This window comes from Actomonas aquatica, from assembly GCF_019679435.2.
Taxonomy (GTDB): domain Bacteria; phylum Verrucomicrobiota; class Verrucomicrobiia; order Opitutales; family Opitutaceae; genus Actomonas; species Actomonas aquatica.
The window spans coordinates 3,476,945-3,490,287 of the sequence record NZ_CP139781.1 but is presented as its reverse complement, the minus strand read 5'-3'; the positions used below and the strand labels follow the sequence as shown (position 1 = coordinate 3,490,287).

Here is a 13,343-nt window from a genome sequence, read left to right as displayed (position 1 = left end):
GTTTTAGGTCTGCGTGGTGCGGGCCGCCGGTCGAGCCGGGGCCGCGTGCCACTTTTGTTTTACCCTCCATTGCCCCGTTTGTCTTGAAGACCTCCAGTATCTCTCTTCGCGTCGCCGACTTCCTGCAAAAGTATCCGCCGTTTCAATACCTGAGTCAGGCGGAGCTGCTGCGGCTGGCGCAGGGCGGTCGGGTGAAGTTTCACGAGGCCGATGAGATCATCTTTTCGGCGGGCGAAGAGCGGGGTCGCTACGTGCGGGTGATCCAGCGGGGCACGGTCAACCTCTACAGCCCAAACGATGCGGGCGAGGAACTGATCGATGTGCGCGTGGAGGGGGACCTGGTGGGCTTGGAATGGGAATCGCCCGACGTGGCCTACCGGGCGACGGCGCGGGTGGCGCAGGAGAGTATCCTGTATGCGCTGCCGGCGGACACGTTTATGGAGCTGTGCCGGGGCAATGCCGAAGCGAGCGCTTTCCTCTCGTCGTATTTCACCATCAAGGACGAAGCGCAGCGGGCGGTGACACGCACCGAAACCCTCACGCTCGATGAGAGTGCGGCGAGTTGGCTGACTCACTCCGATGCGTTGGCCCAGCGAGCGAGCAACCGGTTGCTGCTGGCGGCGCCGGAGGAACCGATTCGCCAAGTCGCGGCGCGCATCGCGCCGGGCATGCAGGAAGGCGTGGTGGTCATCGACGAGGAGGCGCGACCGATCGGTGTGTTGACCGAGGCCGACTTGTCGTCGCGGGTGGCTACGGGCGAAGTGTCGCCGGATGCGCCGGTGACTGCGATCATGACCTCACCGGTGGTGACGGTGGCGCCGGGCACGACGGCTGGCGACGTGGTGATGGTGATGATGCGCGAGCGTCGTCATCACGTGATCGTGACCGACAACGGGGAAACCGATGGGCGGGTGGTTGGCATCATCGGCGAGAAGACGGTGCAGGCGGTGCACGGCAGCGTGCCGGTGTTTTTGTCGAAGGAGTTCACGCTGGCGACCGATGTGTGGGAACTGCAACGGCTGCGCGACCGGGCGGACGACTTGTTGCTGCGCTTTATTGAGGGTGAGGCGCCGATTGAGTGGATGACCAATTTCATCGCGCAGGTGGACCGCATGCTGACGGAGCAGGCGATCGAGTTGGCGCGCGCGAAGTTGCGCGAGAAAGGTCTGCGCGAACCGACCGTGCGCTGGGCGTGGGTGGCGCTGCACTCGGAGGGCCGCAAGGAGCGTTTGCTGCGTTCGGCGCAGCGAACGGGCATCATTTACGATGATCCGGCGGCGGAGAAGGAGCGGCTCGATCTGGTGCTGTGGTTCAGCGAACTGGGCAACGAAGTGGGCGCGATGCTCTCGATGTGTCGTTTCCCGCTGGATCCGTGGGGCCGCATGGCCAGCAACCCGCAATGGTGCGCCTCGATCAAACGCTGGTCGGAGACCTTTGCCGATTGGGTGCAACGGCCGCGCGAAAACAACATTCACAACCGCACGGCGTTCTTCGATCTGCGGGCGGTGACAGGCGATCGGTCGCTGGTCGATGAGTTGCGCGAAGCGATCGAGGTGCAGATCACGCGGAGTTCGTCGTTTGTGCCGCGGCTGGTCGAGGATGCGATCGCACACCTGCCGCCGGTGACGGTGTTTCGCGACTCGGTTTTGGATGCCTCGGGCGAAGTGACCGACACGTTTAATACCAAGACGAACGCGCTGCTGCCGCTGGTCGATATCGGTCGGGTGTTTGCACTCAGTCTGGGCCTTTCGGATGCGACGTTCACGCCGGACCGGTTCCGCAAGGCGGCGGAGTTGCTGCCGGAATACGCGGGGGTGTTTGAGGACGCGGTGAAGGCGTTTGATCACGCGCTCAAACTGCAGACCCGGGTGGGGTTGAAGCGCGGCGACAATGCGCGGCTGGTGCGGCCGGATGAGCTCACGCCCATCGAGACGCAGCGCCTCAAATCGATCTTCCGCACGGTCGGCCGTCTCATCGAAGTGACGACCAAACACTTTGACCTCAAACCAGTGGGACGGACCGATGGCTGAGATTGATGCCGCGGCGGTGCGGGCCGCCCACGAAGCGGCCATGGCGGCGGCTCCGAGTGACGGCACGCCGGTGGAGGCGGTGCGCTTTGTGGCGCTGGACTGCGAAACGACGGGCACGGACGCGAAGCACGATCGCATTGTGACGATCGGCGCCGTGACGGTGAGTGACGGTGAGATCCTGCTCGAGGAGCAGTTCGAGGCCCTGCTGCAGGTGAGCCACAACACGTCGGCCGTGCTGGTGCACGGCGTGACCGCGGAACAGGCCGCCGAGTGGGGGCAGAGTGAGGCGGAGGCGATGGTGGACCTGCTGGGCTATCTGCAAGGCGCGGTGATCGTCGGCCACCACATCGGTTTTGACGTGGAGGTGATCAGCCGGGCCTGCGAGCGCTGCCTGGGTTTCGGGCTGCGTAACCGCTGGCTGGATACGATGGGACTGACGCTGCACCTGGAGGATGCGGGGGCGTTTGGGCCCTTGCTGGAGGCGAGCAGTTCGGCGCCGCCGTTTCGGGATTTTTCACTGGATGGGTTGTGCCGGCGTTTTGGCGTGTTGCCGCATGATCGGCATACGGCCTCGGGCGACGCCTTTCTGACGGCGCAGATTTTTTTGAAGCTGCTGAGCCTTGCCAAGCACCACGGCCGGGAGACGCTCGGTGCGGTGGCGGAACGGTGGCAGGCTGAATAGGCGTCGAGGCGCCATGCGCCCCGACGCAGTTTAAGGGGGAAGTTAAAGGCTAAGGGGGGGGCGAGCGGTGCCCTCGCGAACGAAGGGATCAAGTTGAGCCGAGGATTGTCGATGGAGGTTTGGTCACCCATCGTTTGTCCCGTGACTGACCGTTTCCGCTACCTTTCCCGTTGGTGTGCTCTGGTGCTGGTGCTGCTTGGTGCCGGCGCGGCCGTGGCGCGGTCGACGACGGTGGTGCCGCCGGCGTTTGAGGAATTGGTCTTGGAATCGGACTACGTGGTGCATGGGCGGGTGACGGCGGTGGAGAGTTTCTGGCAGGAGCGGGGCGGGTCGCGGGTGATCGTGACGCAGGTGCGGGTGGAGGTGCTGGAAGTGATCGCGGGCGAGCCGCCGTCGCCGCTGGTGCTCACGATGCTGGGCGGCACCGTGGGCGAGCAGAGCATGGTGCTGGAGGGGGCACCGCAGTTTGAGGTGGGGGACGAGGATATCCTGTTTGTGCAAGGCAACGGCCGGCAGGTGTCGCCGCTGACGCGGATCATGCACGGTCGCTATCGGGTGGCGAAGGATGTGGCGAGCGGTCGGGAGTTTGTGGCGCGGGACAATGGCGAACCGCTCACCGACACGACCGAGGTGGCGCAGCCGCTGCACACCGAAGAGGGCGCGGCGGCTACGGCGACGGGGGAGGTGCCGTTGGCCGTGCGGGTGGAGCGCGCGCTGAGTCCGGCGGAATTTGTCCAACGTATCCGCGCGGTGAAACCCGCGGCGAACTGACTGAATCGAGCGTCATGACCTTGCTGCATTCATGGGGCCGTCGGGGCTGGTTCGCGGGGCTGCTGTTGGCGGGGACGGGCGCGTTGGTTGCCTACGATACCTTGACCGACCAGAGCGGTATCTACGTGGTGGTCTGGCCGCGCGGCGAGGTGCCGATGGTGAACAATCTGCCCGACGATGTGACGCTCACCGATGGCACGACCTTTCGCGGCAGTGCTGATGCGGCGCTCACGCGGTGGAACAAGGAGTTGGGCAATGTGCAGTTCAGCGGGAGTTATGGCACGGTGGGGACTTACGAGTCGGGCAACGGGGTGAACGAGATCGTGCTGAGCGAGCCGCAGGGTGAGTTCAGTTTCGGGACGAGCACGCTGGCGATCACCCTGTCGTATCGAGATGGTAACTACAGGACGGAGTCGGACGTGGTGTTTAATCCGGCGTTTTCGTGGGACTCGTATCGGGGCGGTTTTGCGGGCGGAGCTTACGACGTGCGACGGGTGGCGTTGCATGAGCTGGGCCATGTGCTGGGGTTGGGGCATCCGGATCAGGCGCAGCCGCCGCAGGTGGTGGATGCGATCATGAACAGCACGGTGAGTAGCACCGATGCGTTGCGCACGGATGACATCAATGGCGCGCAGTCGCTCTACGGCGCGCCGCTGGCGCGGCCGATCAATGATGACTTTTCCAACGCGGTGGAGCTCACGCTGGGCGCGGGTGCGACGGTGTCGGTGACGGGCACGACGGTGCGCGCCGGCAGCGAAGCGGGGGAGCCGTTGTTGGATCCGGATTATCCGAGCGGGCGGACGAGTTGGTGGCGCTGGACGGCGCCGGCGAGCGGCCGCGCGAACGTCACGACGTTGGGCAGTGTCTTTGATACGTTTATAGGCGTGTTTACGGGCGAGGCGGTCGATGCGTTGGCTGTGGTGGGCACCAACGACGACGTGGACCCCGGCGTGATTCGCACCAGCACACTCACCTTCGAGGCTACGGCGGGCACGACCTATCATGTGATGGTCGACGGCTGGGACGGTTATGAAGGGGTGGTGCAGGTGAACTTGAACCTGCTCGCGGAGAGTGGTCCTCAGGTGACGGTGGCCGCGCCGCGGGTGGTGGGTGAGCGGGGGCAGCCGTTGACGCTCGCGGTGGAGGCGGTGGCGGAAGCGGGCGGGGCGCTGAGTTATGAGTGGCGGAAGGACAACCGTTTGTTGGCGGGCGAAACCGCGGCGACCTTGGAGGTGGCGTCGTTCACCAATGCGGATGCCGGCGCCTACGCGGTGGAAGTGAGCGAGGCGGGGGGCGAGACGAGCTATGGGCTCGTGTATGTTTTGCCCGACTACGACGTCACGGCGTTGGAGGCGTGGGGTGGCAGTGAGAGCAACAGCACGCGGCAGTTGCCGGACTTTGGCGAGACGGCGGTGTTGCAGGTGGCGCTGGGCGCGGTGCACGGCGTGGCGTTGCGGCGGGACGGCACCGTGGTGGGTTGGGGCACGCCGACGGGCTTGCAGGCGCATGGTCAGGAAACGCCGCCGAGTGGGTTGAACAACGTGGTGGCGATCGCGGCGGGCGAGATGCATTCGCTGGCCCTGCGGGCGGATGGCACGGTGGTGACGTGGGGCTCCAATGAATACGGCCAGAGTGTGGTGCCATGGGATTTGGCGGACGTGGTCGCGATCGGCGCGGGAGCGTATTATTCGGCGGCGGTGCGAGCGGATGGCAGCGTCGTGCTGTGGGGCACCGGCGTGACCGGTGATCTGGCGGTGCCGGCTGAGGTGTATGACGTTGTGCGGCTGTCGGCCGGACCCTATTTCCTGATCGCGCAGCGGGAGGACGGCGCGGTGGTGGCATGGGGCAGCAGCAACGACGGGGTGTTGGCGTTGCCGGACATGAGCGGGGTGGTGGATTTCAGCGCAGGCGTGGGACACGGACTGGCCGTGACGGAGGCAGGCGCGGTGCTCGCATGGGGACGCAATACCAATGGCGCGACGGATGTGCCGAGTGGACTCGCGCCAGCGATCGGCGTGGAGGCCGGTTACGATTATTCGCTGGCCGTGTTGGCCGATCACACCGTGGCGGCCTGGGGACGCTCGACCAACGGAGAGACCACGGTGCCGGACGGCCTCGACCGCGTCGTGCAAGTCGACAGCGCGCTCACCACGATCGTGGCGCTGCGTGACTTGTCTGCGCCGGTGATTGTGGCGACGGCGGAGGTGGCCGACATCGCTTACGGTGAAACCGCCACGCTCGCGGTGGAGGCGGAGGGAATCGAGTTGTCGTATCAATGGTATCGCGGCGAGAGCGGCGATACGACGGCACCGATTGACGGTGCCACCGCGGCCAGCACGACGGTGCAGCCGGTAGCGACGGCAAGCTATTGGGTGCGCGTGACGGCGGGCGAGGCAGCGGTCGACAGTGCGACGATCGTCGTAACGGTTCTGCCGGTCGCGCCGACGGTGACAACGGATCCGGTCAGCGTGGTCACAGATGAAGCCGGCGCGGTGACGCTCTCGGTCATGGCAGACGGTTCAGCGCCACTGGCGTATCAATGGTATCGGGATGGTGAACCCATCGCCGGAGCCCAGTCGGCGACGCTGAACGTGGTCGCAGTGGTGGCCAACTCCGGCAGTTACGCGGTCGTGGTGAGCAACAGTGAAGGCTCGGTCACGTCGGAGGCGGCGTGGGTGGGCGTCTTGCCGGAGGGCGAGATGGAGCGGGCGAGTCAGGCGATGACACGAACGACAGCGAGCACCGTGCAGCTGCAAGGGCGAGCCGAGTGGATCGGCACAGCAACCTCGGTCGCGTGGCAGTGGCTGGTGCCGAGTGGCTGGACGCTCAGCGGCGGGATCAACGCCGAGCCGGTGGCTACGGCGCAACCGGATGCTGGAGAGGCTTTATTGGCTGAGTGGACCTGGGGGAATCCGACGGAGCCAACCGTAACCTTGGCGGGCGAAATGACATTGGCCGACGACCATCGCGGCGTGGCCGAGCTGAGCGGGTTGGTGCAGGTCACGCGGCCGGAGGGTTCGGCCGAAGTGCTGGCGATGCCGGAACCCATTGTGCTGAGAAGCTGGATACATTCGGCGGACACCAATGCCGATCAGCAGCTCGACCTCTCGGAGCTGTTGCGAGTGATCGAGCTCTACAACGCCCGCGCGGGCACGGAACGCACGGGGCGCTACACCCCGGCGGAAGGCACGGAGGATGGCTTTGTGACCGACACGCGTCCGCTGGATGAAGAGGAACGACCGGCATGGTTCCACAGCGCGGATATCAACCGCGACGGCACCCTAAGCCTCTCGGAGCTACTGCGCGTGATCGAACTCTACAACGTCCGCGTCGGCACGGAGCGCACGGGCGCCTATCAGGTCGACGAATCCGGCGAAGACGGGTTCGGTCCCGGACAATGAGTCGCGCCAGATTTGGCCGCAATTGGTCGTGTTTTTTGAAGGGGCAAGGCGTCGAGATAGCGACAGGGGAACTTTTGCGACCTAACTTCATGGCACTACATTTTCGCCGCGTCGAAGGGGCCGTCTTTTCCTGAATTGCTTTAGTAGTCGGCTAAAGATTGGCATGGTGAAATTTCAATAAAGGTGCTTTGTTGTCTCAGCGTTGACGCCAGTAGCGTTAGCAATAGAAAAGTTGAGCAAGGTAGTGTTATGACCCGCGAAGCAAGCCAAAATATAGACTTAAATCTGGTGGGCTCAAGGCTCTATTATATCAATATTGTTGCTCTTTATGTGGTGACGCCTGCCGTGGTGGCGGTGTGTCTTTGGTGCATGATTACAGGGCAAGAGTATTTTCTTGGGTTTATGGCGTTGTTCTTCTCGGTGTTTGGAGTAATGATGATGCTAAGGTATTGTCTTCTAGTGGAGCTGAGTGCCAGTGGGATGGTTTTGAAAAATCTGATTATTTTTAGGAAATTTGCACTAAATGAGGTTGAGGAGATAGACTGTGTCATGCTTTCCCTTTTTTCGCTTCCCTCGCTCTACACGGCCAAAGTGGTAGTGAATGGAAGGCGTTCGCGTTATTACTTTATGGCAACGAAAGAGGAATGAGACCTTCGAAGCCGCTAGAAGACATAAGAAACAACCAGAAGGCGGAGATCGAGAATCGGCGGGGAAATTAATGAGTATACACGGCGGTTTAATTCATTAGATTTTGGGCGATTCTATTGGGGAGTAATGAGGTTTGTCTATTTTACAGTGTCATTGGGGCTTTGGGTTACGCTTCTTTTTTATGCCGTAACAAGCTGGGGGAGAGTGCCCGTTTTGAGATATTTTATGAATATTATGTGTATGGGCACCATGATTTATGTCTTTTTCTGGAAGGTGTTATATCGCGGAAGTAATAAGGAGGAGAAGAAGCTAAAAGATTACTATGATAAATTTTAGTTTTAGGGGCGGCCTAGCATAAAGCCGGACATCTTCGGGCCGCTTGCCTATTCTGTCCGGCTAAATCCTGACGTCATCCGTCTGCTTTCTATCTTGCGAGATCGATCCGTAAGCCCAAGCCTGCCCGATGTGACAGATTTTCAACCTGATAATAATTTTTAGTATGGGACTTATAGGTTTTATTCTAGCGATCGTATCGGGGTGCTTTGTTTTTTCTGATAAGAACATGAACAAACGTGTGAAATGGCCAGTAGGGTTGCTGTTAGTGGTGGTGGGGTTGCTGGGGGTGTTGGCGACGCTGTTTTTATAGTCTGTGGGTTACGTCCTGAATATAGGGTTCCGCTCTGCCGGAAAGGACTTGCCTCAAAATGATCGTGATCGAGGGTATTTTCGGGTTGCGATAGCCCTTTGGGCTATTGCAGTATAATTGTATAGTTGTCCTTTTTAGATCGAATGGCTAAGTATATAGTTTTGTTAGTCGCTTTTGCGTGTGGGTGTTTCGCTCAGAATTACCCGATTTCGCCGATTAATTTCGAAATTGGGCGAGTTGGTGATGCTGGAATACACGTTCAAGCGCTGGTTTTTAGCCAAGGTGGCCAAACTCGAGTCAGTTCTGTTCTGTTGGTTAAGGGGCCGTTTCCAGAAAATGTCAGCCTGAGTTTGGAGCGGCATTGGCTGCGTGAAGAAGACGGGAGTTGGCGTGTTGCCACCAATATTAATATCGACGGGTTGAGTGTCGTTGCGGGCCAACCGCAGGTTTTTTATTATGACTCGGCTATGAAAGAGTTGCTGGCCCTTGGAGAGCTGGGTGGTGATTTTGAAGACTACTAATCGGTTTACGATGAAGTGCAACGGTCGTGGGATGCTAAATGGAAACGCGTCATCTCAAATCGAAATGCGGTCAGGCGTCTGGAAGATGTCAGATAAGAGGCTCTCCGAGGTTAGTTGAAGGACGCCGTGCGGGTGCGGTGTGGCGCCGATCCGACGAAAACGTCGCCCGGAGGTCGACGTCCACCTTCCAATCTTAAGTTGGGCGATTGCTGGCCGTGGTGGCTTGACCCTCTGAAGCTGAACGGGCGGAGTGGTGGTGCCTTGTCCTGCGATAACTGGCCTTCGCGGGTTGATGGCCTCCTGCTCGGGTGATGCGAACCGGGTGGGCGTTCCATCGATCTCTGGACTTTGAAAGGGCAGGCAGGTGCCAAGGTTGACGATTATCGGGCTCGCGCGGGTGGGGTCGGGGTAGCACGGTGGGGGCATGATTATCCCATGCCGTCGTTTGTTTGCTGTGGTGGCCTTTGTGGCCGTGTCGTTGTCGTCCGTTGCCGGGCCCAAGTTGGGGCTGCAGACGTGGACGTGTCGGCACATGAGTTTTGAGGAGGCGGTCGTTTTTGCGGCGGAGCACGGGATCACGCAGTTGGAGCTGTTCCGGGCGCATTTGGATCCGGCGGCACCGCGAGAGAAGTTGCTCGAGCAGAAGGCGTTTTTGGAGGAGCACGGCGTGACGGCGTATTCGATCGGGGTGAGCGGCACCTCGATGGACAAGGAGGAGAACCGTCAGCTGTTCGAGCTGGCCAAGCTCTTCGGCATGAAAGTCATCGTGGTCGAGCCACGCGAACCGGCGCAGTGGGATGTGCTCGAGGAGTTGGTGCGGGAATACGACATCAAGCTGGCGGTGCACAACCACGGCACGGGCACGGTTTACGGGAATCCGGCGACGGTGAAACACGTGTTGGCCGAGCGCGATCACCGCATCGGCGTGTGCATGGATATCGGCTGGGTGACGGCGGCGGGCTTCGATGCCGAGGAGGTGTTTCGCAACTACGGCGATCGCGTTTATGACATGCACCTGAAGGACAAGCGCCTCGATATGCAGGACGCGCGTAACCGTCCACTGGATACGTTTATCGGACTCGGCAATGCGAACTATGCCGGTCTTTTCGCCGCGATCAAAGAGACGGATTGGTCGGGCGTGCTCGCGATCGAAACCGATAGTGCGGAGTTTCATGCCGACCCGACGGAATTTGTGCGCGCGGCGAAGACGTTTTTTGACGCGCATTTTCCGGACGCGGAGTGAGTCGGCCGGGTGGCGGCTGAGGGGCAGGAGGTTTTTTGACACAGAGGGCGCGGAGGGGGGGCACAGAGGTCACAGAGGAAAAGGCAGGGGGCTGTAGCCGGGCTCGTTGAGCCCGGTGCGGTGGCCGGGTGTAGGGCCGGCGCTGGCGCCGTGCCGCGGTTTGCTGGGGAGAGCCGAGGGGCAGGGCGGGCCACGCTTTCGCTTTGCTCAAGCGCGGCTAGGGGGGGGGCGGACGGCCCGGCGGTCCGTCCCTACCTACAGTTCCAGGGTGAGCTGGGATTGGGTGAGGTCGTCGGGGGTGAGGCCGGCGGCGGTGAAGGCGGGTTGCCACTCGACTGGGAAGAGCGCGGGGGCGCGCCAGGTGGCTGCGGGGTGACGATCGCGCAGGGCGCGGAGATCGGCGGCGGATGGTTCCGATGTGTTCAGGGGAAGCAGGGCGCGGAGGATTTTGATTTGGTTTGGTAGGTTGCGCACGAGCGCCAGCAATGAACCGACGCGGAGGGTGGTGTGTTGGTTGACGTCGAGGGCGGCGAGTGTAGGGGCGCTGATCTGCCAAGGCAGGTTGCTCCACTCATGTTGGCGGGCGGTTTCGATGTAGGTGGTGAGGGGATGGACGGAGATGTCATCGGCTTCTGGTGCCGTGGCGTCGACGGGCGCGGCGCTGTAGCCGAGGAGTTGGCGCACGCGTTTAAAACCGCTGCGTTGGTAGAGGCGCAGGGCGGTTTTGTTTTGGTCGATGACCTCAAGATGGAGGTGGGTGTCGCCGCGCTCGCGAGCGGAGTGGATGGCGGTGTCGAGCAGGTGGCGGCCGAGTCCGCGTCCGCGGGCCTCAGGCACCAGGCACATGCCGGCAACGCGGCTGTGAAAACCGCGGCGCGCGATCAGCAGAACGCCGAGGTGTTCGCGTCCGTCGTGCAGCAACCAACTGGCGTCGAGGTCGACCTGGTCCTGTCGCTCCATTGCCTGCACTGCGGCGGCGTCGAAGCGTAGCGGGACGAGGTAGTCGGCGAAGCCGCGGTTGAGCAGCGCGGCGATGACTTCGACGGCGATGGTGGAGAGCGGTCGGAGGTTCACGGTCTCTCCATCGTGTTGGTCCAGGAGCTGGCTTCAAAGCTTAAGGCGCGGCTGAGGTGCCGTGCTGGTAAAGCGGGGAGCTCATTTCCGCGCGCATGCGCTCGAGGATGAGTGGGTTTTTTTGCACCCGGGCATCGCCCCAATCATGCCAGTCGAATCCAAGTGTTTGGGACCAGTGGGACCAGTCCCAGTTGATGTAGCTGCTGGCTTTAATTTCGGGCTGGCGATGGAGGAGGGCGAAGTAGGGTGCGAACCATGCCGCCCAATCGCTCTCGCCGTCGGTCACGCCGATGTAGCGCGGGGTGGCCTCGCCGATCATCACGGGCTTTTGGCGGGCACCGGCCGCGGTGCAGAAAGCGGCTGTGAGGGGCGCGTCGATTTCACCGGCGGAAAAAGGTCGATGCTCCACCAGTCGACCCAGTCGTCGCCGGGGTAGTAGGGCAGAAGATCGTCGATGGTGGTGGCGCCGGAGGAGCCGCCGGCTACGCACCACACGGTTGCCACGGGGAGTTCGACGTGGCGGATGGCGGAGGTGATGCGGACGAATGCGGTGCGGTAGGTGTCGGGGCGATAGCCGTTCCAGCTGCCTTCACATTCATATCCGATTCGCACGTAGGCGGGCCGATCAAGGGCGGCAAGGGCGGCGACAAACGCGGCGATGCGATCATCATGGTGGCCGGCGGCCACCTCGTCGTCGATGCCAGTGCCTCCTTCCCGGCCGGAGGTGAGGGCGAGGCCGATTTGGGGGCGCAGGTCGAGACCACCCACCGCGGCGAGTTTTTGGCGTAGGTCGCGACCCCATGCACGAATCTCGGCGGCGGTTTGACCGAGGCCGATGTAGGTCATGAACAATGCGGGGGCACGTTCGGGACCGATGGCTTCGGCGTATTCAATAAACCCGGACGGAGTGAATCCGGCGCCGGGGTCCTGACCGGCACCGTGAAGGATTGTGCCGTGGGGTTCCAGGCGGGCACCAAATTCCACACGAGGCGCATAGGCGGGTGTGGTGGGGGCGGGGGAGGATTCGGCGTGGGCCAAAAAGACGAGCAAGGGAAGCAGGCGGAGGTGCCGACTGAGGCGGCGGGGGCGGGGAGGGGACGGAATCATGGGGCAGGGGAGGCGGCGCGAGCAGGCGGGGCGGCCACGGTGGTGCCGACCACCAGACTGGTTTCGACGAGAATCTTGCGACGCGGGGCGGTGGGGTGGAGCACGCGATTGAGCAGGCGGGCGGCGGCGGACCCGCCGACATCGGCATGGGCGACACGCAGGGTGGTGAGTTGAGGCAGGCCGGGAGGAGGCTCGATGCCATCAAAACCGGTGACCGAGCAATCGCGTGGGACTTCGAGGCCGCGCGCGTGCAGGTCACTGATGAGTTGGTAGGCTTGGTGGTCGGCGGCACACGCCCACGCGGTCACGCCGGCTTCGCGGGTTTGGTGGGCGGCGAAATCGGCCACAGCTTCGGCGGTGGTCAGTCGCTCCCGGTCGGTGTGCACGTTGGCAGTCCAGGCCGGGTTGAACTCCAGACCGTATTGGAAGATGCCCTCGGCGTAGGCGGCGAAGCGGCGCGACGCCCAGCGACCGCACACGGTGTAGTCCCACGTGATGAAACCGATGCGACGGTGTCCCCGGCGGGCGAGGCGGCCGATGAGGTTGATGATGTCGGAATGGTCGGTGTCGACGGTGTCGACGGGCAGGTGGTCGTATTCGGTGAGGACCGACACCGTGGAGATCTTGCGGGCGAGGGTTTCGACGGCGTCGGGCGCGAACGGGTAGATGAGAATGAGTCCGCGCCAGTCTCCGCTGCGAATGTGGCGAAACAGCGGCTGGTGGCCGCTGTTGGGTTGGAAGGTTTCCGGATCCTGTGAAACCACATCGACGGTGATTTGGTCGACGGCGGCGCGTTCGCGGATCCCTTGCAGCACGGCGGGAAAGGTGGCCATGCCCAGGTTGTTGCGAGGCATGCCGATCAAGACGCCGATGTTCAGTGGTTTATTCGAGCGACGGCGGCGAATGGGTCCGCCGGTGGAGGTCCGATAGCCCATTTCCTCGGCCTTGGCCTGCACGCGTTCCCGTGTTTCGGCGGAGATGGCGGGGTGGTTGGACAAACTGCGCGAGACGGTCGTGCGGGAGAGGTTCAGCGCCTGAGCCAATGCCTCTTGGTTGATCGAAGCCATGGTGGTGATGCCGATCAATTTGGAACAAAAATTCAAGAAAAAACTTGTGCACATAAACAGGATTATTGTGCACAATTGGCATATCCAGTTTTTTGAGAAAAACTACGTAACACACTGAAAGACAGGTAAAAAAAGAGGTTCAAGGCTTTTTAA

At 62.2% G+C, this 13,343-nt stretch carries 11 protein-coding genes; 7 read left to right on the top strand and 4 right to left on the bottom strand.

The genetic code is table 11. The features are described from left to right. Nucleotides 1-83 precede the first annotated feature (83 nt). The 7 genes from K1X11_RS13575 to K1X11_RS13545 all read left to right on the top strand — a co-directional run bounded on the left by K1X11_RS13575 (nt 84) and on the right by K1X11_RS13545 (nt 9,942). The gene (locus K1X11_RS13575) at nt 84-2,030 is read left to right on the top strand and encodes a DUF294 nucleotidyltransferase-like domain-containing protein (RefSeq protein ID WP_221032656.1); all 1,947 of its coding nucleotides are present in this window, start codon (nt 84-86) and stop codon (nt 2,028-2,030) included. After that, a complete protein-coding gene (locus tag K1X11_RS13570; protein WP_221032655.1) occupies nt 2,023-2,712 on the top strand; it encodes a 3'-5' exonuclease in 690 nt (229 codons plus the stop codon). Before K1X11_RS13575 ends, K1X11_RS13570 begins: the two co-directional genes overlap by 8 nt. Nucleotides 2,713-2,853: 141 nt before the next feature. Then, the gene (locus K1X11_RS13565) at nt 2,854-3,483 is read left to right on the top strand and encodes a hypothetical protein (protein ID WP_221032654.1); all 630 of its coding nucleotides are present in this window, start codon (nt 2,854-2,856) and stop codon (nt 3,481-3,483) included. A 14-nt stretch (nt 3,484-3,497) separates the two neighbouring features. Continuing rightward, complete coding sequence (locus tag K1X11_RS13560) at nt 3,498-6,884, top strand: matrixin family metalloprotease (RefSeq protein WP_221032653.1); 3,387 nt, start codon at nt 3,498-3,500, stop codon at nt 6,882-6,884. Nucleotides 6,885-7,133: 249 nt separating this feature from the next. After that, on the top strand, nt 7,134-7,532 hold the full coding sequence (locus tag K1X11_RS13555) for a hypothetical protein (protein WP_221032652.1): 399 nt from the start codon (nt 7,134-7,136) through the stop codon (nt 7,530-7,532). Nucleotides 7,533-8,321: 789 nt separating this feature from the next. After that, the gene (locus K1X11_RS13550) at nt 8,322-8,699 is read left to right on the top strand and encodes a hypothetical protein (RefSeq protein ID WP_221032651.1); all 378 of its coding nucleotides are present in this window, start codon (nt 8,322-8,324) and stop codon (nt 8,697-8,699) included. A 424-nt stretch (nt 8,700-9,123) separates the two neighbouring features. After that, nucleotides 9,124-9,942 (top strand): sugar phosphate isomerase/epimerase family protein, encoded by an 819-nt coding sequence (locus K1X11_RS13545; protein ID WP_221032650.1) that lies wholly within the window; start codon nt 9,124-9,126, stop codon nt 9,940-9,942. Between the two features lie 255 nt (nt 9,943-10,197). Here the strand turns inward: K1X11_RS13545 and K1X11_RS13540 are convergent, their stop codons facing one another. From K1X11_RS13540 to K1X11_RS13525, 4 genes are read right to left on the bottom strand one after another with little or no spacing between them, the layout of a single operon-like run. Then, nucleotides 10,198-11,016, bottom strand: a complete 819-nt coding sequence (locus K1X11_RS13540) for a GNAT family N-acetyltransferase (protein ID WP_221032649.1) — start codon at nt 11,014-11,016, stop codon at nt 10,198-10,200. A 40-nt stretch (nt 11,017-11,056) separates the two neighbouring features. After that, on the bottom strand, nt 11,057-11,335 hold the full coding sequence (locus tag K1X11_RS13535) for a hypothetical protein (protein WP_324725981.1): 279 nt from the start codon (nt 11,333-11,335) through the stop codon (nt 11,057-11,059). After that, on the bottom strand, nt 11,335-12,123 hold the full coding sequence (locus K1X11_RS13530; protein ID WP_221032647.1) for a glycoside hydrolase family 26 protein: 789 nt from the start codon (nt 12,121-12,123) through the stop codon (nt 11,335-11,337). Before K1X11_RS13530 ends, K1X11_RS13535 begins: the two co-directional genes overlap by 1 nt. Continuing rightward, complete coding sequence (locus K1X11_RS13525; protein ID WP_221032646.1) at nt 12,120-13,226, bottom strand: LacI family DNA-binding transcriptional regulator; 1,107 nt, start codon at nt 13,224-13,226, stop codon at nt 12,120-12,122. Before K1X11_RS13525 ends, K1X11_RS13530 begins: the two co-directional genes overlap by 4 nt. Between the last annotated feature and the right edge of the window lie 117 nt (nt 13,227-13,343).

What these genes read in the sequence shown, in the direction of transcription:
- K1X11_RS13545 (WP_221032650.1), top strand. Translation starts at nt 9,124, where the DNA reads ATGATTATCCCATGCCGTCGTTTGTTTGCTGTGGTGGCCTTTGTGGCC.
- K1X11_RS13560 (WP_221032653.1), top strand. Translation starts at nt 3,498, where the DNA reads ATGACCTTGCTGCATTCATGGGGCCGTCGGGGCTGGTTCGCGGGGCTG.
- K1X11_RS13530 (WP_221032647.1), bottom strand. Translation starts at nt 12,123, where the DNA reads ATGATTCCGTCCCCTCCCCGCCCCCGCCGCCTCAGTCGGCACCTCCGC.
- K1X11_RS13555 (WP_221032652.1), top strand. Translation starts at nt 7,134, where the DNA reads ATGACCCGCGAAGCAAGCCAAAATATAGACTTAAATCTGGTGGGCTCA.
- K1X11_RS13550 (WP_221032651.1), top strand. Translation starts at nt 8,322, where the DNA reads ATGGCTAAGTATATAGTTTTGTTAGTCGCTTTTGCGTGTGGGTGTTTC.
- K1X11_RS13570 (WP_221032655.1), top strand. Translation starts at nt 2,023, where the DNA reads ATGGCTGAGATTGATGCCGCGGCGGTGCGGGCCGCCCACGAAGCGGCC.
- K1X11_RS13535 (WP_324725981.1), bottom strand. Translation starts at nt 11,335, where the DNA reads ATGATCGGCGAGGCCACCCCGCGCTACATCGGCGTGACCGACGGCGAG.